Origin of the sequence: Brevibacterium zhoupengii (assembly GCF_021117425.1) — a bacterium.
In the GTDB taxonomy this organism is placed as follows: Bacteria; Actinomycetota; Actinomycetes; order Actinomycetales; family Brevibacteriaceae; genus Brevibacterium; species Brevibacterium zhoupengii.
In genome coordinates this window covers 182,170-203,563 of the sequence record NZ_CP088298.1, presented here as the reverse complement: position 1 = coordinate 203,563, position 21,394 = coordinate 182,170, and the positions used below count along the sequence as shown (strand labels likewise).

Genomic DNA, 21,394 nt, shown 5'->3' with positions numbered 1-21,394 from the left:
GAGTCCTCCCGGCCCTCCTGAGGTTCGCCACTTCCACATTCTTTCGAATGGAGACTCAACGATGAGCAATAAGGCAATCAGCTACGCAGGCCCCGGCAAGGTCGAGGTCGTCGACACCGAGTATCCCGAGTTCGTCCTCAAGGACGGACCTGGCGTCCACCCAGCCAATATCGGCCGCAAGGTCAACCACGGCGTCATCCTCAAAACCGTGGCCACGAACATCTGCGGCTCCGACCAGCACATGGTCCGCGGCCGCACCACCGCTCCTGAAGGACTCGTCCTCGGCCACGAGATCACCGGCGAGGTCGTCGAGGTCGGGCGTGATGTCGAGTTCGTCAAGGTCGGCGACCTCGTGTCCGTGCCGTTCAACATCTCCTGCGGTCGCTGCCGGAACTGCATCGAACGCCAGACCGGCATCTGCCTCAACGTCAATCCCGACCGCCCAGGTTCAGCCTACGGATATGTCGACATGGGCGGCTGGGTCGGCGGACAGGCTGAATACGTCCTCGTGCCCTACGCCGACTGGAACGTCCTGAAGTTCCCGGACAAGGACCAGGCGATGGAGAAGATCCTCGATCTGGCGATGCTCTCCGACATCTTCCCCACCGGCTTCCACGGTGCTGTCGGGGCCGGAGTCACGATCGGCTCGACGGTCTACGTCGCCGGCGCAGGTCCGGTCGGAATCGCGGCGGCCACCTCGGCGCAGCTCCTCGGTGCATCGGTCGTCATCGTCGGCGATCTCAATGAGGACCGCCTGGCTCAGGCGCGCGCCTTCGGCTGCGAGACCGTCGATGTGTCCAAGGGTGACCCCAAGGATCAGATCGAGCAGATCCTCGGCACCCCAGAGGTCGACTGCGGCATCGACGCGGTGGGCTTCGAGGCCCGCGGCCACGGCAAGGATGCAGCCACCGAGGCTCCGGCGACCGTGCTCAACTCACTCATGGACATCACCCGTGCAGGTGGCAGCCTGGGCATCCCGGGCCTCTACGTCACAGGCGATCCGGGTGCAGCCGACAAGGCGGCCCAGGAAGGATCACTGTCGATGCGCTTCGGGCTCGGCTTCGCGAAGTCTCACGTCTTCGTCACCGGCCAGTGCCCGGTCATGAAGTACAACCGCGGTCTGATGCACGCGATCCTCAACGACAAGGTCACGATCGCCAAGAACGTCAACGCCACCCCGATCGCCCTCGAGGATGCTCCGAAGGGCTACGCCGAGTTCGATTCAGGTGTGGCCAAGAAGTTCGTCCTCGACCCCCACAACATGATCAGCGCCTGAGGCAGGACACAGCCCTCCGCCCAACAACGGTTGGTAACTCCTGGTCGAAGAAATGGAATATTTCGACCAGGAGTTACCAACCGTTCGTCGTTATTCCATCGAGTCTCGGGCTCTACGTCGAGACACGTGGGTGCACCCGCGCGGCGACGCAGCTCCCGCATTTCGGTGCCGAGCGCCCCTCACCCATTTACCTCACCTTTGTTGCATGGCAGATACTGGTGAGGCGCGAACCAATAATTTCTACCTATTCCCATGACTGAACAGCGAACCGGAAGAGACGAAGGCTGCAGATCATGCTCGCCACAGCTACCCTTGACCTCTAACATGTATGCAACATACGATCTGGAGCATGCATACAGACCCTACTGGTCCAGCGACGACACTCCTGGAACGGCTTCGCGCGAAGATCACACGCGGTGACCTCGAGCCCGGGAGTCCGCTCTCCGAGGTCTCACTTGCTCATGAGTTCGACGTCTCCCGAACCCCCATTCGAGAAGTTCTCAAGCAACTGCAGCTTGAGGGCCTCATTGAGATTCGCCCGAAAGTCGGCACGTTCATCCGAGAGCCGACTCGCCGGGAGATCGTCGAGATGTTCCAGCTCAAAGAAGTTCTTGAAGGATTGGCCGCGGCCCTTATGGCTCGACGGGGGCCCTGTCACCAGCTCGATGTGCTCGAAGACAATGTCGCTGCTTCAGAGGTGACATCGCAGGCCGGGGACACGGACACTTATGCCAGCCAGGTACAGGGATTTCATCAGACGCTCGTCGATGGGGCCGACAACAACAAGCTCGTCGAACAATACGGCCGGCTGATGAACCAGTTGTCGTTTTACACGCTGGTGCGCAAGACCTTGGATCACCCCGGTCGCGCAGTCAACTCAAGCAGGGAACACCGCCAAGTGCTCACCATGATCCAGAACAAGGACCCCTTCGGCGCGGAGACTACGATGAGATCTCACGTGTTCGCCTCTACTCAAGAACTGCTGGTCCCTCGCACTCGCACGACACTATCCATCGACCGGGAACCCTGAGAACAACCACGATATTCAATCACCGCTGAAAGCAATTAGTCGCAGCTGAAGGCGGGCCTCAGACTCCGGTTGAATCCGAGACCCGCCTTCTTTCACATCCCGGCTGGTCTGACGCAATCCGGCTGATCGACGGCTCGAGGTTCCTCGCCTCCGGGACCGGGCACCTCGATGACGTATCAGCGGAAGTTGGGGACGACCTCGTCGATGAAGAGCTGCAGTGAGGCCTTCTTCTCTTCGTGAGTCAGTGCATTGTCGGACCAGAAGCTGTATTCGTCGTAGCCGAGGTCCGCGTAGTGGCGGATCCGCTTGGTGACCTCGTCAGGGGTACCGATCATCGCAGACTTATGCAGCGCTTCGAGCTCGAATTCGGGGCGATCAGCGAAGTTCTCCTCCGGAGTCGGATCGAGGAAGCCGTTCTCGTGATCCTTCTTCCCGAATGCCCAAGAGGAGAAGGTGCGGTAGTACTTGTTGACGCCGGCCGCGCCGACCTTCCAGCCTTCCGGATCCTGAGGCGAGTGAAGGTAGGTGTGTCGCAGGACCATAATCTCGGGACGTTTCTCGACCTCCGGGTGCGCGGCGATCGCAGTGTTGAACTTCTCCATCAGGTCCTCGACCTCACGGTCGTCCTTCATCAGCGGTGTGACCTGGACGTTGCACCCGTTCGCGACGGCGAAATCATGAGTCTCCGGACTCCGCGCCGCCAACCAGATCGGCGGAGTAGGCTGCTGGATCGGCTTGGGTACAGCCGTCGAGAGCGGGAACTGCCAGTGCTTGCCCTCATGAGCGTAGTCGCCCTGCAGCAGCTTCTGAACGGCCGGAACCAGCTCTCGCAAGTACTCCCCGCCGTCGGCTGCGGCCATGCCATCGGCCAGTCGGTTGAACTCGAACTGGTAGGCACCGCGAGCGATTCCCACCTCGGCGCGTCCGCCGCTGATGACATCGAGCAGTGCGATTTCTCCGGCGGCGCGGAGCGGATGCCAGAACGGCGCGATGATCGTTCCGGATCCGAGCCTGATCGTCGAGGTCTGAGAGGCCAGGTATGCCAGCTGCGGCATCGGACTCGGAGAGGAGACGAACTCCATCGAGTGGTGCTCGCCGATCCACACCGTGCCGAATCCGCCGGCTTCAGCCAGTTTCACCAACTCGACAAGGTTCTTCCAATGCTGTTCCGGACTGATCGAGTCGTCCCAGCGTTCCATGTGCAGGAAGAGTGAAAAGCGCATGATGTGCTCCTTTGATCTCAAGCGTTCTTGATGTGTGTTCTCTATTTCGTGGTTTCGCGTTCGGCGATCGTCGTATTTGTGCGCGACCAGAGGTCCTTCTCCACTTCGCGCACGATCACCGTGATGTTCTCTGCTGCGGCTCCGGTGGTCTCTTCGGCCACCCGGTGCACTCCTGCGATGAGGTCGCGCAGCTGCTGCGAATCTCGGCCTTTGGCGATTGAGATGTCGATGAGAGGCATGTCAGCCGGTCACCGCCCCAGAACGAACGGGTCGGCCATGGCATCTTCGTCAGTATTGATCCAGATGCTTTTGAGCCTCGTGTACTCGTGCATCGACTCGATTCCGTGTTCGATGCCGACTCCGGAGTTCTTGAATCCCTGTCGCGGTGACATCGGAGACATCGCCCGGTACATGTTGATCCATACGGTGCCAGCGTCGATGCTCTGCGACATCCGCATCGCCCGCTGAAGGTTCGAAGTCCAGACGCCCGCAGCCAAACCGTAGTCTGTGTCGTTGGCCAGGCCCAGTACTTCGTCTTCGGTGTCGAAGGGCATAATCGCGGCAACGGGCCCGAAGATCTCCTCACGGCAGATCCGCATATCGTTTGTCGTATCCGTGAGCACCGTCGGCTGGAAGAAGTAGCCGGGGAGGTCGACCTCGGGGCGCTGCCCGCCGTAGGCGATGCTGCCTCCTTCGGACACTCCGATGTCGACGTACTCTGCGACCTTGTTCAGTTGGCTTTCGAATGCCAATGGGCCGAGTTCGGTTTTCGGATCCATCGGATCGCCGATGATGATCGACGAGGCCCGCTGGGTGACCTTCTCGAGCAGTTCGTCGTAGACGCCGCGCTGAACGAAGACCCTGCTGCCGGCGATGCAGGTCTGGCCACCCGCTGCAAAGATGCCTGCGATGACGCCCATGGCGGCATTCGACACATTCGCGTCGTCAAAGACGATGTTCGGGCTCTTGCCTCCCAACTCGAGGGTGCAGCCGATGAATCGTGAGGCCGCCGCACCGGCGATCGCGGAGCCCGTTCCAGTCGATCCGGTGAAGGAGATCTTCGAGAGCTTCGGCGAATCCACGAGAGCCTGACCCGCCTCGGCGCCGATCCCGGTGACGACGTTGACCGCGCCGTCGGGGAAGCCTGCCTCATGAGCGAGTTCGGCTAAACGCAGGAGCGTCCGTGATGTGTACTCACTCGGCTTGATGACGGCAGTGTTGCCGGCAGCCAGGGCTGGTGCCAACTTGGAGATCGTCAGAGTCATGGGCGAGTTCCACGGGGTGATGAGCCCGACGACGCCGAGAGCCTCTCGCTGGGTGAAGTTGATGACCTCAGGGGAGTTCGTCGGAATCTGCGAACCCTGGACCTTGTCGGCCAGGCCGCCATAGTAGTAGAGGTATTCGGGGAGACCTTTGAGCTGTCCCTTCATCTCGCGCAGAAGTTTGCCGTTGTCTTCGCTCTCGAAGCGAGCGAGGTCGTCGGCGTTCTGCCCGATGAGATCGCCGAACCTGCGCAGCAGGTGACCTCGCTGTGTCGGTGTCGTTCTCTGCCACGCCGCCGATTCGAATGTCCGGCGCGCGGCCTCGACGGCGTGATCGACGTCAGCGGCGGTCCCGCGGGCGAACTCGTAGAGTGTTTCGAGCGTGGCCGGGTTGGTGCTGTCCAGGTAACCTCCATCGGCAGGAGCACTGTGGGTGCCTCCGATGAAGTGATCGAGTCTGAGAGTCACGGCTGATTCCTTTCTGGCTGGTGGAGGAGGTGGTCGAGATGGCCGGCGAGCACCTCGGGATGGGTCACGGGCAGCATGTGCCGGGCCCCCGGGACGATGACGACTTCGGTGTCGGGAATCCGTGCCGCGATCCGGTGGCTCATCTCCGGCGTGGAACCGGGGTCGAATTCTCCGGTGATCGCCAGGGTCGGGGCTGTAATCGCAGGCAGTCTGTCGGCGAGTTCTCTGTCGGCTGTGGCGAAGACGGCGTAGGCATGCGCATAGGAAGCCGGATCGTTGGCCATGAGAACTGGGCGCGTCTCCCCTCGCTGGGCTTGCCAGTCGGTTCCGTCATCGTCGGGGAACCAGCGTCGCAGTGCGGTTTCCATGCTGGCGGGCAGATCCCGGTGCGCGTTCTGCAGCCGTGTGGCTACAGCGGCCGATTCGTCCTCAGTCCGAGCGCACACCGAACTCACACAGGTGAGGGTGCGCACTCGTTCGGGGTGGTCGAGCGCGATCTGCTGGGCGATGAGCGATCCGAGGGAGAAACCAACGAGGTGGACCGGCCCGGATGGCATCCGGGCCGCCACATCCGCAGCCATCTCCGTCACCGAGGTCGGCTCATGCAGCGGTGGCCGAGTTCCATGTCCTGGCAGATCGAGCGCAACGCTCGGAGGCCTCAGCAGTCGTTCCACCCGTTGCCAAACGGTCCTGTCGAGTCCGACTCCGTGGAGCAGGACGACGGGGACGTCATTGTCATCCCGCATGATTCGGCGCCCTACTTGTCAGCCGATAGCGGCGCGAGCCGCTGCTGCGGGCGTCCGCCCGTCGATCCCGCGAGCGCAATCAGGATCTCATCGGCATGAGGTGCGTCCGCAACTCTCCATTCGAAGGTCTGGTGGTGCGAGCGGATCGTCGCGTCGGTGAAGTGCTTGAGCGGAATGTCGAAGACCGCTCCCGCCTCGCCGCGCTTCTCGACGGCCGGAAGCAGGGTGGACGCCTGAGCAGCATCACGGAAGTGGTTGCCGAACTTCAGTGTGTGGATGAGTGCGGAGCCGTGCTCGATCTCACCGTTGAGGCCGATGATTGCGGCCTTGCCGTAGGCTTCGAGGCTACCGCCGAGTGCTTCCATGACACGGGGAGCAAGTTCGGCACCGAGGGCGCTGGCGGTGGCGTCGATGCCGGGGTTGAGGTCCTCGACGAATCCCTGGCCGGCCCAGGGGTTCTCGATCACTGCGGCAACTGCAGCCACGGTGATGACGGGGCTGGTCTCGCGGCCGCCTTCGGTGAGGATCTCTTCGACGACGGTGGTGAGTTTGCGAATCTTCATTTGACGAGTCCTTTCAGGATCTCTGTGGTGACTGTGCCATCGGTTCTGCGATCGCCGATGCGGGCGAACGGCCGGGGGCCGGTCGACGCGGCGGCGATCACGCAGATCTCATCGGCTCGTGGTGAGTCCGAGAGGTGGATGTCGATTGTCTGGTAGTGGTCACGTGAGGTGGCGTGGGTCTTGTGCCACATCGGCACCCGAATCGACGACGATGGGCCCGATCGGCCGTCCGCGAAGCAGATGACCGAGGTGCCTTCGAGCATTTCCCGCAGGATATTGCCGAAGTAAGGAGTGTGGATGAGTGCACCGGCATGTTCGATCTCGCCGTCGACCCCGACCACCGCGCCTTTGCCGAAGGCTTCGACGTTCTCGGCGGATCCGAGAATCGACAGAAGTCGATCGGTCAGCACCTTCGCCAGCACCGGAGCGATCCTCTCGGTCGCCGGACCCAGATCACTGTGTGGATCGATACTGTCGATCCACGGGTTCCTCAGCACGGCCACCGCGGCCGCCTGCTGCAGCGGTTCACTGAGGCCGATACCGGCCTCTGCGAGGATCTCTTCTCGCTGAATGGTGATCGAACGGACACCAAGTCGCTGTGCCAGTTCATCGAAATTCGCCGGAAGCTCATCGTGCTCGCCGAGGCGGCCGATGCTCTCATCCTGCTCGCGTGTAGTCATCGTGCTCATCGTGTCAAAACTCCAGTCTGTTGCATGCAAGAAATCTACTTGCATGCAAAGATGAATGTCAATAGCCCAGGAAACTCCCGATAAATCACGGTTTCAAAAACCTATTGACTAATACATCACAGTGATTCTACGATCTCTAGTATGCAACAGAGCAAAGAAGCACGTCCTTACGACGACGTTAAGACGACCATCATCGGAACCTGGCGCGAAGCATGGGACATCGGAAACACCGATGCTCTCGATTCACTCTTCACCGACGACTACGTGCGCGTCTCCGCGAACTCCGGCAGGGAGAGAAGCGTTGAGGAGACCAAAGCAGAGATCAGTGAGATCCGCGCAGCTTTCCCAGATCTCACCACCACGATCGACCGCATCCTCATCGAAGGCGAGCAGGGAGCCATCTACTGGCACTCCACCGGCACTTTCACCCAGCCCCTCAATGATGTCCCTCCCACCGGGCAGCAGGTGACGACACACGGTTCGAACCTCATCACCTTCGATCAGGGAGTCATCAGCCGAGAAGAGGTCACCTGGGATGCACACGCACTGCTGGCCGACCTTGGACTCAAGTCCCTGTCGTCGGCATTCGAGTCGTACGCAGGAGACGTCGTCACCGACGATCTGTCGGGCCAGCCCTCCTCCGAGAATCTCAAGGCCTTCAACCGACAGTTCATCACCGGGGTGACAGTCGTGACGACTACGGACGAAGACGGAAAGCCTCGTGGCCTGGCGGTGAATTCCTACAATTCGATCTCACTCGACCCGCCGCTGGTTCTCGTATGCGTGCAGAAGACATCCTCGACCTACCCCGCACTTTTCCGCTCCACCCACATGGGAATCAACATCATGAGCCGCAATCAGCGAGGGACCATCGGTACCTTCGCATCGAAGGCGACAGACAAGTTCGCTGAGCTCGACTGGCATTCCGGATCCCATGGATCACCACTTATCGACGGTTCGGCAGCCTCAATCGAAGTCGAGATCAAGGAACGCTTCCAGGCCCTGACCCATACGATATTCGTCGGACGGGTGCGCAGCGCGGAGGCCTCCGAGGACGAGCCGATGATCTACAAGGCCGGCAAGTTCTTCGACAGCCAGGATCTCTCCCCGCTCAACTGAGCGATGCGCACAAGCCCGATTCACAACGAAGTGGAGTTCCCATGAACGACGATTCCGAGCAATACCCCGATGCGGATCGGGATGGCCCCCGCCACTCCGCAAGTGCCCGAGCACAGCTGCCCGGCCACGGCATGGAGTCCGAATCCGGTCCGACACCGGAGGTCGCCTACGCCGTCGCAATGAGACATCGCCCCGGTCGTGTCCTTTGGATCTCCATCGTCGGAGTCGCCGCATTCACTCTGTGGGGAGCCCTGTCGCCCGACGGCATGGCAACGGCTATGACCGCCGCGATGGACGTTGTCGCGGCGAAGGTCGGCTGGGTCTACCTGGTCCTCACTCTCGGTTGCATCGGACTCCTCCTCTATCTCGGGTTCAGTCGGTTCGGGCGGGTCCGCCTCGGCGCCGATGACGATCGCCCGGAATTCAGCACCTGGGCGTGGCTGACCATGATCCTCTCCGCCGTGATGGGCATCGGACTCATCAGCTACGGTGTGGCTGAACCGATCAGCCATTTCACGACTCCACCGCACGGACTCGCCGACCCTGGCACCACCGAGGCCGCGGTACGCGCACTCCAGTTCTCCTACTTCGACTGGGGACCGCACGCCTGGGCGGTCTTCGGAGTGTTCGGCCTCGCCATCGCCTATTCGACCCACAGGCGAGGAAACACCGGACTGATCTCGCCCATGCTCAAGCCGGTCTTCGGCAAAGCCATGGACGGATGGTTGGGCAACCTCATCGACATTCTGGCGGTCATCGCCACGCTGTTCGGGACGACCACCTCGCTGGGACTGGGTGCATCACAGATCACCGAGGGCCTCAACCGGGTCTTCGGGATCCCGAACGAATTGTTCGTTCAGATCATCATCATCTTGGGCATCACGGTCGTGTTCACCCTGTCTGCGCTGTCGGGAGTCAACCGGGGCATCAAGTTCCTCAGCCAGACGACGGCAGTACTGTCGATCTTCCTCGGTCTCTTCGTCCTCATCGTCGGCCCCACAGGCTTCATCGGAAATCTCTTCTTCCGCTCTACGGGCGAATACCTCAATGACTTCTTCAAGACCAGTCTCCTGACCCCACTTATGGCCGGCGACGTCGAGTGGTATCAGTACTGGACGTACTTCATGATGGCATGGTGGCTGAGCTGGGGTGCCTTCGTCGGCGTATTCCTTGCCAAGATATCCAAAGGTCGAACGATCCGCGGATTCGTCCTCGGCGTCATGGGCATCCCCAGCCTTGTCTTCTTCGTCTGGTTCACGATCTTCGGCGGAACGGCGATCAAGATCGACATGGAGGGTAACGGCGGCATCGGCAAAGCCGCGGCCGCGGATGTGAATTCAGCGTTCTTTGAAACTCTGGAACATCTTCCGATGGCCGGTCTTACCTCGGTGATTGCGATCATCCTTGTTGTCCTCTACTTCGTTTCAGGCGCTGACGCGAACACTTTCGTGCTCAGCATGCTCACCTCCCGCGGAACCCTCGAACCAAGCCGCTGGGTACTCACGGTGTGGGGAGCACTGACAGGCACAACGGCCATGGTGCTCTTCTTCGCCGGGGGGCTCCCAGCGCTTCAACAGGCGGCAATGCTCTCAGCCCTGCCGTTCGCGGTCATCGTCGGCATCCTCGGCTACTGCATCGTGAAGACGCTGCATGAGGATCACGACTTCGATGCCTACCGCAAAGTCAGGCGGAAGGATCTGGAAGAGCTGGAGTCCCGTGCCGGGGCCACCATCAAGAAGGAGATCTGACCAAGGAAAGTACCGACGTTGGGCCCGCTGCATCAGCAGCGGGCCCAACGTCATCTTCAGCCCAGCTCATCCACCAGCCGCGCGAACGCCAGGTGGGCCAGGGCTGCAGCCTGATCCCCCAACAACCCGTCGTCGAAGACAACTCGGGGCGAATGGTTCGTCTCCGCATTCGGGTCCACACCCTTTGGAGTGGCTCCGAGGAACACGAAGGTGCCCGGCACATTCTGAAGCACATAGGAGAAGTCCTCGGACCCCATCCGCGGGGCGGCCATCTCCTCGACGTGCTCGGTTCCAAAGACCTCGCCGAGGCGGTCGATGACCGTGCTTGTCTCGGCGGGGTTATTCACGGTAACAGGGAAGCCGATCCGGAAGTCCACCTCGGCGGTGCACCGGTGTGCCCGGGCGATGTTCTCGGCGATCTCGGGCACACGTTCCTGCAGCAGAGCGATCGAGTCGGCCGAGAGATAGCGGACCGAGGCGGTGAGCTTCGCGGTGTCAGGGATGATGTTGCTGGCCTGCGATCCTTCCAGCTGAGTCACGGAGACGACGACCGGGTCGAAGATGTCGAAGGACCGGGACACCATCGTGTTGAGGGCGAGCGCGATCTCGGCGACGGCGGGCACGGGGTCGCGGGTGGCCTGCGGCTGGGAGCTGTGACCGCCAGCGCCGTGGACCTTCAGGTTGAGGTCGGCGAACCCAGCCATGAGCGGCCCGCCCTTTGTGGTGAACCGTCCGCGCACATCGGCTTCGACGTGGATTCCGTATGCGGCGACAAGGGGCACGCCTGCTGCCTCAAGGAGGCCCTCGGCGATCATCGGCTCAGCGCCTCCTTCGACTTCCTCGGCGGGCTGGAACATGAACACGATGGACCCGGGCAACTCCTCCCGGTGCGCGGCAAGCAGACGAGCGGCGCCGACGAGACCAGCGGTATGCATGTCATGGCCGCAGGCGTGCATATTGCCGTTCGTCGAGGCGTAGTCGAGGCCGGTGTCCTCGGCGACGGGCAGGGCATCCATGTCCCCACGCAGCAGCACTGCGGGTCCGGGGCGTCCGCCCTTGAGCACGGCGACGATCGAGGTCAGCGATTCTCCGGTGGTGATTTCGAGGCCCAGATCGGCGAGTTCATCGAGGACGGTCTTCTGAGTGAACGGCAGCTGGTAGCCGAGCTCGGGATTGGCGTGCAGGGTGCGACGCAGTCTCACAAGATCGTCGTGCAGACTCTGAGTCTCGGTGCGGAAATCTGGGACAGGGGCAGACGACGAGGCAGATGATGAGGCGGACATGGAACTCCTTCGGGCCGGATGAGCTATGTGTCGAACTCTACTGAGAAAGCCGCGGTCGTGCGTGAGGAAATCCGTGAGAGGAAGTCATCGACGGTTCACTCCCATAGCTTCCGAGGGTCCACCATTTCGCGGGCAGAAGTATATGAGGCACCGAGGTGGCATCCGCACTGTTGACCCGAGCCACAGCCTGACCATGGACGGCGGGTCTCGTCGTGCGTACCGTGGTCAGTGACGCCACCACTCGACGAGGAGCCCGCCGTGCGCATCATCATCACCCAGAACATGACTCTTGACGGCCGAGCCGAGATGCTCGATGACTGGTTCGACCCGCAGGCTCAGGACGAGGAGCTGTCCGCCGAGCTGATGCGGCAGTCTGCCAATGAGGATGTGCTGCTGCTCGGGCGGCAGACCTTCGAGGACTTCCGCGGCTATTGGCCGTTGCAGACCGATGACGTCACCGGGGTCGCCGATCATCTCAATCAGGTCGACAAGCGCGTCGTCTCAACCACGCTGACCGGCGACCCGGGGTGGGAGAACACGAGCATCATCAGCGGCGATCCCATCGATGCCGTCGTCGCTCTGCGCGAGGAGCCCGGGCGCGACGTCATCGTCACCGGCAGCATCACCTTGGCACATGCGCTCATCACCGCCGAGGTGGTCGATGAGTTCCGGATGTTCACCTATCCCGTGTGGCAGGGTCGCGGACGGCCCTTCTTCCCTGATGACGCTCGGCCGCGACTGCAGCTCCTTGACTCGAAACCGTTCCCCAGCGGAGTCGTCTACTCGGCCTACGCGCCGAAGGGCTGAGCCCAGCTTCCTCGACCCTCGGGCACCGTTCAAGCGGTGCCGAACATGACCTTTCGACCGTCGGGGTCTTGAACGGTGACGACAACGTCATCGACGTCGATCAGCGGTGCGCCGACACTTCTGACATCTTCGAGGAAGGCCTGCTGATCCTCAATGCGGAAGTACAGATGAGTGAGGTTCGACTCGCTGTTCGGGGGAAAGCTGTAGTCGGCGAAGGCGTGAGCATCGTGGAGGGCGATCTGGATCCCGTCAACCTCGAGCACATAGTAGGTGTACTCATCGTTGCCTGCCTCTTCAAGCGGCACACCGGCCAGATCTCGGTAGAACGCCGCGGTTCTCACGCTGTCCTGACATGTCAGGAAGACTCCTCTGAATCGTGCAGTCATGATCGGGCTCCTTCGCCGCTCGAGTCTTCTCAGTGTCCCCGTGTTGCCAAGCGACGGTCAAGGTCCACTCAGGCTCCGAGGACGTCAACCTGTTAGCCTGACGGGCTGATGCCGAAAGCAGGAGTGAGTGTGCAGAAGAGCAAATGGCTATTGGGCCTCGTCGTCGCGACAGCAGTGGGATCACTGGCAGCCTGCGGCTCAGCCGAAGAAGAGCCGAAGGCCCAGGAGACATCCGCCTCGGCGAAGCAGGAGGCTGGAAGCGACGCGTCCGGCCAGGGCCAGGACCAGAGCGGAAAGCCGAACACCGACGGCATCCCTGATGTCGTCGCCGAGGTCAATGGCGAGAAGATCACCAAGGATGACTTCGTCCCCCTCTACGAGACCCAGTATCAGCAGATGCAGATGCAGTCGCAGCAGTCGGGCCAGCAGGTCGATGAGAAGCAGCTCAGGACGCAGACCGCTGAGAACCTGGTGAGCACCGAGCTCCTCAGTCAGGAAGCCGAGAAGCGCGACATCAAGGTCTCGAACAAGGACGTCGACAAGGGTCTCGAAGAATCTGCGAAGTCCAGCCAGATGAGCAAGAAGGACTTCCTCGCCGCCATGAAGAAGCAGGGCATGGACGAGAAGAAGGTCCATGCCGAGTTGAAGACCCAGCTGGCGATCGAAGGCCTCATCAAGGACGAGTACGGCGAGTTCAAGGTCAGCGGCGAAGACATCGGGCAGGCCTACCAGCAGGCGAAGACTCAGCAGGAGCAGATGGCCCAGCAGAGTGGTCAGCAGGCCCAGGAGGTCCCGTCACTTGAGGAGATGCGCCCGCAGCTCGAGGAGCAGGTGAAGAGTCAGAAGTCGACCGAGGCGACCCAGAAGTTCGCCAAGAAGCTTCGCAAGCAGGGCGACGTCACGATCAACCTCTGAGTGCTGACCATCAACCTCTGAGTGGTGACGGTCCACCCCAAGTCCCAAACTTGGGGAATTTCTGAGAATACCTCGCGAAATCCTTGCGTGCGCCCTAATCTGTAGGAGAACAAAAGCGTGTTGTCCTGACACGCTCGTCCTCACAGCACGTCCGGCCATTGATGGCCGCACGCAGAGCACACCAATCGAAGGATCCATCCATGGCCTCCGTCCTCACGCGATCGGCGATCGTCGCGCCGAAAAACTTCAACCGGTGGCTGATCCCGCCGGCCGCGCTTGCCATCCACCTGTGCATCGGGCAGGTCTACGCGTTCAGCGTGTTCAAGATCCCCTTCATGTCACATTTCGATGCCGGTGAAGTCTCGATCGGCTGGATCTTCTCTATCGCGATCCTCATGCTCGGCATCTCCTCGGCCGTCTTCGGCCCCTGGGTGGAGAAGAACGGCCCGCGCGCATCAATGGTCGCAGCGGGCACCTGCTGGGTGGTCGGCTTCTTCATCGCATCACTGGGAATCATGACCGGTCAGCTCTGGCTGGTCTATCTCGGCTACGGCGTCATCGGCGGCATCGGCCTGGGCATCGGCTACATCTCCCCGGTCTCGACCCTGATGAAGTGGTTCCCGGATCGTCCTGGCCTGGCCACCGGCCTGGCCATCATGGGCTTCGGCGGCGGCGCACTCATCGCCAGCCCGATGTCGAACCAGCTGATGAGCCTCTACGGAGGCGGCCCAGAACCGGAGAATCTCGTTGCCGGACTGACTCCGACCTTCGTCACCCTCGGCATCGTCTACGCCGTGGTCATCGCCGCCGGCGCCTTCGTCATCCGCGTCCCCCACCCCGAGTGGACTCCGAAGAACTTCGACCCCGCCAAAGCGACGACCAAGCCCATGCAGACCACGGGCAATGTCTCCGTGCGCAATGCGATCCGCACACCGCAGTTCTGGCTGCTGTGGGTGGTCCTCTTCCTCAACGTCACTGCCGGCATCGGCATCCTCGAGAACGCCGCTCCGATGATCCAGTCCTACTTCGGCATCACGGCGGCAGCTGCCGCCGGCTTCGTGGGGCTGCTGTCGATCGGCAATATGGGCGGCCGATTCATCTGGTCGACAACCTCGGACTACCTGGGCCGGAAGAACAACTACATGATGTACCTCGGTGTCGGACTGCTGCTCTACTTGGTCGTGGCACTCTTCGGGGGCAACTCCATCGTCCTGTTCATCCTCGCGACGCTGGTCATCATCTCGTTCTACGGCGGCGGATTCTCGACCGTTCCTGCCTACCTCAAGGATCTCTTCGGCGTCTACCAGGTCGGCGCGATCCATGGTGCTCTGCTCACTGCATGGTCTGCCGCGGGTGTGGCTGGCCCCCTCATCGTCAACTCTGTCGTCGAGGCAGGAGAGAAGGCCGGAAAGACAGGCCCCGAGCTCTACACGCCGGGCATGTACATCATGGTCGGCGCACTCGCCATCGGCTTCATCGCCAACATCCTCGTCCGGCCCGTCAAGGAGAAATTCTTCGAACGGGAAGAGGACGTCAAGGCCAAACAGGCCGCCGCCCTCGAAGGCGACAACTGAAAGCAGGGAAGGACATCATGAGCAACTCCACACCCACAGCACACGTCCCGCCCGAGGGTTCACCTCAGTCCCCTGTCGGCGGCACCTACAAGGCGGTCGGCTCAACCCTGACGGTCGTCGTAGTCGGCGGCCTCCTCTGGGGACTGTCGCTGACCGTGATCAAGGCTGTCGCGATCTTCACCGGCTGAGACCAGCTCAGCAGAACACCCTCGCCGAGGTGGCCCGTCGACTCCGTGTCGGCGGGCCTCTTCGATTCACCACCCACCGAGAGTGACACGTAGGATCGGGAGCATGTCGAACGCCGAATCCTCCCCGAACCACTCGAGAACACACGAGGGATCACGGGTGCCCTGGGGTTCGATCCTGCGCAATGTGGCATTGGCACTGGCGGTGCTCGCCGGATTGTGGCTGGTATTCAACGTGCACCTGCCCTCGCTCGACGGCATCCAAAAGCAGATCGCCGATGCCGGTTTCTGGGGATTCGGCATCTTCATCATCCTCTATGCACTCGTCGCGGCCACGCCGATCCCGGTGACCATCATGGCCGTGGCCGGTGGTCTCGCCTTCGGCCTCATCTTCGGCACGATCCTGTCGATGATCGGAGTCGTGGCCGGCTGCGTCGGCGGCTACTGGGTCGCACGCGGCCTGGGTCGCGACACCGTGATGAAGCTGTTGGGCAATCACGCAGCGGCGATCGAATCACGACTGACCAACGGCGGGTTCTATGCGGTGTGCATCCTTCGCCTCATGCCGGGCTTTCCCTACTGGCCGGTGAACTACGGCAGCGGGGCAATGGGGATCAAGAGCCGCACGTTCCTCATCGCCACTGTGATCTCAGCCCTGCCGGGTCAGCTGTCCCTAGTCGCGGTCGGCGCCTTCATCGGCAACCCCGGCATCATCACGGGCACCGCCGTCGGCATCTCGTGGGCCCTGGTCATCGTGCTGACGATCCTCACCTTTCGCCGCTGGAAGTCAGAGCAGAAGGACTCGGCGACACCAGAGACCGAAGACGGACACGAGGTCGACGCTCAGAAGACTGAGGTCGAACAGCAACCCGAGATCGAGAGCAAGCCTGAGGAGAAGCCCGAGAGCTGATCAGGCCCTGTTGCCCAAGGCTTCAGATCAGGAGAGCCGCAGGTCGGTGATGCAGGTCGCGGCGTCTTCTGCAGTCGAGAAGTCAACAGAACCGGACTTCCCCTCGTGAGTGATGTCGATGGTTCCTTCGATGCCGCTTGGAACCCAGAAGCCAGCGAATCCATTGTCGAACGTGAACACCTGGTCGTCGATGACACGATCACCGGTGGCGCTGTCAGTGATCTGCACGTCAAGCTTCTCGTTGGCGAGCTCACCACGACAGGTTGTCAGACTGTGATAGAAGCAGTCGTGGGTGGTTTTCACGTACGGAGCAATCGACACGTACGACTTCTCCTCCGGCAGATCTAAAGTCACTTCTTGCGCTTCACCGGCCAGCACCAGCTCGTCGGGGTAGACCGATGCCATGAGATCACTCGGTCGATCATCCACCGCCTGCTGGTCGAGATGGTCGATGGCTTCAACGGCGTCCATGCCACCCAATCCGTGCTCGGAGAGGAACTCCTCCGTCGACATCGGATCACTCCCCGACCCGGAGCTCGATTCCGCTGCTCCACAGCCCGCCAACACCAAGGTCAGAGCCGCTATGGCGACCCCTCGCCTCAGGTTCACTACACGCTTCGTACCCGTCTCAATCACGTTGACAACTATACCCCCTCTAGGTATAGCGTCGACATCGGGTGCCTTCGTGCAGCCCGTGTTCGAACCGCCATTGCCACGGATACCCCGGGAGAGAAATGAAGACATCCAAATCATTGACGACCATCGCCGCAGTTGCCACCTCATCCGCACTGCTGCTGTCGGGATGCGCCAGCTCTGAAAGCGACAAAGCTGCTCAACATTCACAACATGAGACACCGTCCGAGACGGCATCGAGTGAGGACCATGGCGAAAGCCATGAGCACGCCGCAGATGGCGGTCAGCCCCCAGAAGGCATCAAAGAGGCCTCTGACCCGAAGTACGCCGTCGGAGACGAGGTCACTCTCTCCGCTGACCATATGCCCGGAATGAAAGGGGCGAAGGCGACGATCTCTGGCGCCTTCGAGACCACCACGTATTCGGTCAGCTACACGCCCACCGATGGCAGCGATCCGGTCAAGGACCACAAGTGGGTCGTCCACGAAGAACTGAAGAGCCCCGGCACGGCTCCCCTCAAGGACGGAACGAAGGCGACTCTCAACGCAGACCACATGCCCGGAATGAAGGGAGCCGAGGCAACGATCGACAGCTCGACCGAGGACACCGTCTACATGGTCGATCTCGACATGGATGGCATGACGATGACGAACCACAAATGGGTCACCGAGGACGAGGTCCAGTCTGCCGAGTGATCACAGCGTTCGGTGCAGAGCCCAAACGCCGGATCTGCCCCAACGCCGGATCAGCCGAAGTTCGGTGCTCGTCGCTCCTGGAAGGCTGTGAACCCTTCAGCATAGTCCGGGGTCTGACGCGCGGTCTCCTGAAGATTGGCCTCCTCGGCAAGCACCTGCGCCAGGGTCGGGCGGTCGTCGGCGAGTTTCTGCACGAAGCCCTTCTCCATCGCGAAGGCCTCGGCCGGGCCAGTCACGATCTTCGCCAGCTTCGACTCGACGAATTCGGACAGCTCCTCGGCCGGGACCGCACGGGACACGATGCCCGCCGCTGCCGCCTCGGCGCCGGTCATGAAGTCACCGGTGATGATGAGGTCCATCGTCCGGTGGTAGCCGACCCGGTCGAGGAAGACGTGGTGGGCACCGGAATCGAGCATCGCCCCGATCGCGGCGAAGGGAGAGCCGAACTTCGCGTTGTCGGCTGCGATGATGATGTCCGCGGCTGCCGCGACTCCGAAGCCCAAGCCCAAGGCCGCCCCCTGAACCTGCGAGATCACGGGGATCGGCAGGGCGCGGATGGCCTGGAAGACAGGCGTGAAGACCTCGGCGAGGAACGCATGCGCGTCATCGGTCTCGACGTCGACGGCCGAGATGTCGCGACCGGAGCTGAAGACCTTGCCCTCTCCCCTGATCAGGAGGGCACGGACGCTTGGGACCGCCTCGGCGACTTTGGCCACCGCTGCCGCTAGGTCACGGAGGTTGTCCGCGTCGAGGGCGTTGCGGGAATCGGGGCCGTCGAGGACGATCTCGGCGATGTTTCCCCGGTTGGACAGTCGGATCTCGGTCACGTGTGCTCCTTCGCAGATGACGGTGTTGCAGCTGACATTACAGCAAGTTGGCTTGGGGCCTACTTGGTCACCAAGTATAGAAGCCCTGTCCGGACTTTCGACCCAGCTCACCTGCGGAGACCTTGTCTTTGAGCAGCTGAGGAGGCGCGAATCTGGGTCCCAGCTCCGCCTCCAGATGTTCGGCGATGCCGAGGCGGACGTCGAGGCCGACGATGTCCGTGGTCTTCAGCGGCCCGGCCGGGTGGCGGTAGCCCAGGGTCATCGCGTTGTCGATGTCCTCGGCGCTGGCGACCTCTTCCTCGACCATCCGCATGGCTTCCAGGGCCAGTGCCACGCCGAGGCGGCTGGAGGCGAATCCTGGTGAGTCCTTGACCGTGATCGCCGTCTTCCCCAGACCCGCGACCCAGGACTTCGCGACCTCGACGAGCGCGGGCTGCGTGTGGGTGCCGACGACGACCTCGACGAGGTCGGAGACCGGGACAGGGTTGAAGAAGTGGAGTCCGATGAGGGCCTGGGGCCTGGGCAGTGCGGCCGCGAGCTCATCGATCGACAGGGCCGAGGTGTTCGTGGCGATGCTCGCGGCCGGCGCGTACTTCGCGATGGCGGCCAGGATCTCCTGCTTGAGTTCGACGATCTCCGGGACTGCTTCGACGACGAGCAGTGCCTGATCGAGCAGCGTGGGGTCGCGCACGACCTCGACGCTGCCCTTGACGTCGAGGCCCTTCGACTTCGACTTCTCGATCGATGCGTCGACGCGTTCCTTGGCTGCTGCCACGGTCTCATCGGTGTTCTCGATGATGATGACGTGGGCTCCGGCACTGGCGAAGGCGTGGGCGATGCCGGCACCCATACGACCGCCGCCGTAGACGCCGACGGTCTCCGGGACCTTGGCGTTGCTGCTTGCGTCCGTTGCCGATGCTGGGGTGTGCACGGCGTCGGGTTCGTGCGGTGTCTGCGCGCTCATTCTGCGGTGCCTTCCTGTTCAGCCTTCTTCCGCTTCTTCGCTTCCCGTTTGGCCAGGAACGCATCCATGCGGGTGTACTTCTCCTCGGTCTCGAACAGCACGGCCTGAGCGAGATTGTCGATGAGCGGGTGGGCCTCACGAGGTGCGTGGAATGCCGACTTGCTCAGTCGCACGGCCAATGGGGCGAAGCTTGCGATCCGGTCGGCAAGTGCCTCACCGGCGAGTTCGAGGTCCTCGGGGTCGACGACGTCGTTGAGCAGTCCGATCGATTTGGCTTCATCGGCCTGAAGCGTCCGACCAGCGAGGATGATCTCCTTGGCTCGTGGTTCTCCGACGAGTTCGCGCAGACGCCATGCCGCTCCGGCAGCGGCGAGGATGCCGAGTCCGGCCTCTGGGTTGCCGATCTTCGTCGTCGGTGTCCCGATGCGGAAGTCACAGGCGAAGGCGAGTTCGGCTCCCCCACCCAGGGCAAAGCCTTCGACCAGGGCGATGGTGGGCATCGGCAGTTCTTGGATGCGGGTGAAGACCTTCGAGTTGATGCCGGCCAGGGCTTCCTCGCGGCCGCGATTGCGCAGCTGCCCGATATCAGCTCCGGCGGCGAAGACGCCGTTCGAACCGGCGAGGATGGCAACCTTCGGATCGGCTTCGAGTTCGGCACACACCTCGTGGAGGGCATCGGCCATGTTCTGGTCGATGGCATTGCGAACCTCGGGCCGATTCAGGCGGATGATGACCCGATCGGTGTGGCGTTCGATGACGAGCGGGGAGTTCGACGCTGCGGTCTCGGCGCTGTTCGCTGCGCCCTCGGCACCGCCGGCGCTCATGCCCGCTCCAGCAGGAGGGCAGATCCCTGGCCGACGCCGACGCACATCGTCGCCAGTCCGCGTTTGGCATCGGCCTGTTCGAGGCGGTTGAGCAGGGTCAGGGTGATGCGTGCTCCCGAGCAGCCCAGAGGGTGGCCCAGCGCAATCGCACCGCCGAAGCCGTTGACGGTCTCCGGGTCCAGGCCCAGGTCGCCGATGCAGGCCAGGGACTGGGAGGCGAAGGCCTCGTTGAGTTCCACGGCCTCGAGCTGGTCGACGGACCAGCCGACACGATCGAGGACCTTGCGGGTGGCCGGGACCGGGCCGATGCCCATGATCTCCGGAGAGACGCCGGCACTGGCGCCGGTGACGACGCGTGCACGGGGGCTCAGTCCGTGCTTCTCGGCGTAGCGTTCGCTGACGAGGATCGTCACGGCGGCACCGTCGTTGAGGGAGGAGGAGTTGCCGGCGGTGATGACGCCGCCGGGACCGTGGATCGCGCGCAGCTTGGCGAGCTTCTCCACGGTGGTGTCCGCCCGTGGTCCCTCATCGGCGCTGACGTCGCCGATGGGCAGGATCTCGGGATCGAACTTGCCGGCTTCCTGCGCTGCGAGTGCCTTCTGGTGTGAGGCGTAGGCGAAGGCGTCGAGCTCTTCGCGGCCCAGCTTCCACTGCTCGGCCACACGCTCGGCGGTCTGGGGCATCGACAGGGTCGTGTCCTCGCCGAATGCGGGGTTGGTGAAGCGCCAGCCGATCGAGGTGTCCCAGGACTTGCCTGGTTTCGCCCACGGACGCTGGGGCTTCTCGGTCACCCAGGGTGCGCGGGTCATCGACTCGACTCCACCGGCGACAACCACATCGGCGTCACCGGCCGCGATCATCTGCCGGGCCGTCGTGATCGCGGTCAGCCCGGAGGCGCAGAGGCGGTTGACGGTGAAGCCGGGAACGGACTCGGGCAGACCGGCCAGCAGCACGGCCATGCGGGCGACGTTGCGGTTGTCCTCACCGGCCTGGTTCGCCGAGCCGAGGATCACCTCGTCGATGTCGGTCGGGTCGATTCCCGACCGTTCGACGACGGCCTTGAGCGTGGTCGCAACCAGGTCATCGGGTCGCTGATCTGCGAGGACTCCCCCGTAGCGGCCGATGGGTGTGCGCAGTCCGTCCAGGATGAAAGCCTCGGGCATGGGTCTCCTCAGGTGTGATGTGTGGTGCAGCGTCGGCGCTTCTCAAGCCTAGCGACCGAAAGCGCCAGACGCTTGGAAGTCTCGACGGTCACGAGTCGCAGTCG

At 62.5% G+C, this 21,394-nt stretch carries 23 protein-coding genes; 10 read left to right on the top strand and 13 right to left on the bottom strand.

Going from position 1 to position 21,394, the window contains the following annotated elements:
* Positions 1–61 precede the first annotated feature (61 nt).
* A complete protein-coding gene (gene fdhA / locus LQ788_RS00920) occupies positions 62–1,276 on the top strand; it encodes a formaldehyde dehydrogenase, glutathione-independent (RefSeq protein ID WP_231444361.1) in 1,215 nt (404 codons plus the stop codon).
* A gap of 349 nt (positions 1,277–1,625) precedes the next feature.
* On the top strand, positions 1,626–2,306 hold the full coding sequence (locus LQ788_RS00915; protein ID WP_204235480.1) for a GntR family transcriptional regulator: 681 nt from the start codon (positions 1,626–1,628) through the stop codon (positions 2,304–2,306).
* A 176-nt stretch (positions 2,307–2,482) separates the two neighbouring features.
* Here the strand turns inward: LQ788_RS00915 and LQ788_RS00910 are convergent, their stop codons facing one another.
* The 6 genes from LQ788_RS00910 to LQ788_RS00885 are packed head-to-tail and all read right to left on the bottom strand — an operon-like array spanning position 2,483 to position 7,248.
* Complete coding sequence (locus LQ788_RS00910) at positions 2,483–3,529, bottom strand: LLM class flavin-dependent oxidoreductase (protein ID WP_231444359.1); 1,047 nt, start codon at positions 3,527–3,529, stop codon at positions 2,483–2,485.
* Positions 3,530–3,570: 41 nt separating this feature from the next.
* Positions 3,571–3,768 carry a tautomerase family protein gene (locus tag LQ788_RS00905; protein WP_231444358.1) on the bottom strand — a complete coding sequence of 66 codons (198 nt, stop codon included), beginning with the start codon at positions 3,766–3,768 and terminating at the stop codon, positions 3,571–3,573.
* Positions 3,769–3,777: 9 nt separating this feature from the next.
* Positions 3,778–5,259 carry an aldehyde dehydrogenase gene (locus tag LQ788_RS00900; RefSeq protein ID WP_231444357.1) on the bottom strand — a complete coding sequence of 494 codons (1,482 nt, stop codon included), beginning with the start codon at positions 5,257–5,259 and terminating at the stop codon, positions 3,778–3,780.
* On the bottom strand, positions 5,256–6,005 hold the full coding sequence (locus tag LQ788_RS00895; RefSeq protein WP_231444355.1) for an alpha/beta fold hydrolase: 750 nt from the start codon (positions 6,003–6,005) through the stop codon (positions 5,256–5,258). The genes LQ788_RS00900 and LQ788_RS00895 overlap by 4 nt, the downstream gene beginning before the upstream one ends.
* A gap of 11 nt (positions 6,006–6,016) precedes the next feature.
* On the bottom strand, positions 6,017–6,568 hold the full coding sequence (locus LQ788_RS00890; protein WP_231444353.1) for an amino acid synthesis family protein: 552 nt from the start codon (positions 6,566–6,568) through the stop codon (positions 6,017–6,019).
* Positions 6,565–7,248 carry an amino acid synthesis family protein gene (locus tag LQ788_RS00885; RefSeq protein WP_231444352.1) on the bottom strand — a complete coding sequence of 228 codons (684 nt, stop codon included), beginning with the start codon at positions 7,246–7,248 and terminating at the stop codon, positions 6,565–6,567. The genes LQ788_RS00890 and LQ788_RS00885 overlap by 4 nt, the downstream gene beginning before the upstream one ends.
* A gap of 150 nt (positions 7,249–7,398) precedes the next feature.
* On the opposite strand from LQ788_RS00885, the gene LQ788_RS00880 reads away from it, so the two are divergent.
* Positions 7,399–8,376 (top strand): flavin reductase, encoded by a 978-nt coding sequence (locus LQ788_RS00880; protein WP_231444350.1) that lies wholly within the window; start codon positions 7,399–7,401, stop codon positions 8,374–8,376.
* A 41-nt stretch (positions 8,377–8,417) separates the two neighbouring features.
* Positions 8,418–10,124 (top strand): BCCT family transporter, encoded by a 1,707-nt coding sequence (locus LQ788_RS00875; protein ID WP_317207056.1) that lies wholly within the window; start codon positions 8,418–8,420, stop codon positions 10,122–10,124.
* Positions 10,125–10,180: 56 nt separating this feature from the next.
* On the opposite strand, the gene LQ788_RS00870 is transcribed toward LQ788_RS00875, so the two are convergent.
* Positions 10,181–11,407, bottom strand: coding sequence for a M20 metallopeptidase family protein (locus LQ788_RS00870; protein ID WP_231444347.1), 1,227 nt, complete (start codon positions 11,405–11,407; stop codon positions 10,181–10,183).
* A gap of 258 nt (positions 11,408–11,665) precedes the next feature.
* Between LQ788_RS00870 and LQ788_RS00865 the strand changes: the two genes are divergently transcribed.
* Complete coding sequence (locus LQ788_RS00865; protein ID WP_231447512.1) at positions 11,666–12,214, top strand: dihydrofolate reductase family protein; 549 nt, start codon at positions 11,666–11,668, stop codon at positions 12,212–12,214.
* 29 nt (positions 12,215–12,243) lie between these two features.
* Here the strand turns inward: LQ788_RS00865 and LQ788_RS00860 are convergent, their stop codons facing one another.
* Complete coding sequence (locus tag LQ788_RS00860) at positions 12,244–12,600, bottom strand: VOC family protein (RefSeq protein ID WP_231444345.1); 357 nt, start codon at positions 12,598–12,600, stop codon at positions 12,244–12,246.
* A 129-nt stretch (positions 12,601–12,729) separates the two neighbouring features.
* On the opposite strand from LQ788_RS00860, the gene LQ788_RS00855 reads away from it, so the two are divergent.
* From LQ788_RS00855 to LQ788_RS00840, 4 genes are all read left to right on the top strand, one after another.
* Complete coding sequence (locus tag LQ788_RS00855; RefSeq protein WP_231444343.1) at positions 12,730–13,515, top strand: SurA N-terminal domain-containing protein; 786 nt, start codon at positions 12,730–12,732, stop codon at positions 13,513–13,515.
* A gap of 200 nt (positions 13,516–13,715) precedes the next feature.
* A complete protein-coding gene (locus LQ788_RS00850; protein WP_231444336.1) occupies positions 13,716–15,089 on the top strand; it encodes an L-lactate MFS transporter in 1,374 nt (457 codons plus the stop codon).
* 17 nt (positions 15,090–15,106) lie between these two features.
* Complete coding sequence (locus LQ788_RS00845; protein WP_231444334.1) at positions 15,107–15,277, top strand: hypothetical protein; 171 nt, start codon at positions 15,107–15,109, stop codon at positions 15,275–15,277.
* Between the two features lie 103 nt (positions 15,278–15,380).
* On the top strand, positions 15,381–16,184 hold the full coding sequence (locus LQ788_RS00840) for a TVP38/TMEM64 family protein (RefSeq protein ID WP_231444332.1): 804 nt from the start codon (positions 15,381–15,383) through the stop codon (positions 16,182–16,184).
* Between the two features lie 27 nt (positions 16,185–16,211).
* On the opposite strand, the gene LQ788_RS00835 is transcribed toward LQ788_RS00840, so the two are convergent.
* The gene (locus LQ788_RS00835; RefSeq protein WP_231444330.1) at positions 16,212–16,928 is read right to left on the bottom strand and encodes a CueP family metal-binding protein; all 717 of its coding nucleotides are present in this window, start codon (positions 16,926–16,928) and stop codon (positions 16,212–16,214) included.
* On the opposite strand from LQ788_RS00835, the gene LQ788_RS00830 reads away from it, so the two are divergent.
* Entirely contained in the window at positions 16,919–17,512 is a 594-nt protein-coding gene (locus LQ788_RS00830) for a YdhK family protein (protein ID WP_231444328.1), read from the top strand. The genes LQ788_RS00835 and LQ788_RS00830 overlap by 10 nt on opposite strands.
* A 50-nt stretch (positions 17,513–17,562) precedes the next feature.
* Here the strand turns inward: LQ788_RS00830 and LQ788_RS00825 are convergent, their stop codons facing one another.
* The 4 genes from LQ788_RS00825 to LQ788_RS00810 all read right to left on the bottom strand — a co-directional run bounded on the left by LQ788_RS00825 (position 17,563) and on the right by LQ788_RS00810 (position 21,290).
* Complete coding sequence (locus tag LQ788_RS00825) at positions 17,563–18,339, bottom strand: enoyl-CoA hydratase/isomerase family protein (protein ID WP_231444325.1); 777 nt, start codon at positions 18,337–18,339, stop codon at positions 17,563–17,565.
* A 67-nt stretch (positions 18,340–18,406) separates the two neighbouring features.
* Positions 18,407–19,303, bottom strand: coding sequence for a 3-hydroxyacyl-CoA dehydrogenase family protein (locus LQ788_RS00820; RefSeq protein WP_231444323.1), 897 nt, complete (start codon positions 19,301–19,303; stop codon positions 18,407–18,409).
* Entirely contained in the window at positions 19,300–20,127 is an 828-nt protein-coding gene (locus LQ788_RS00815; protein ID WP_231444321.1) for an enoyl-CoA hydratase/isomerase family protein, read from the bottom strand. The genes LQ788_RS00820 and LQ788_RS00815 overlap by 4 nt, the downstream gene beginning before the upstream one ends.
* Positions 20,124–21,290 (bottom strand): thiolase family protein, encoded by a 1,167-nt coding sequence (locus tag LQ788_RS00810; protein WP_231444319.1) that lies wholly within the window; start codon positions 21,288–21,290, stop codon positions 20,124–20,126. The genes LQ788_RS00815 and LQ788_RS00810 overlap by 4 nt, the downstream gene beginning before the upstream one ends.
* Positions 21,291–21,394: the final 104 nt, after the last annotated feature.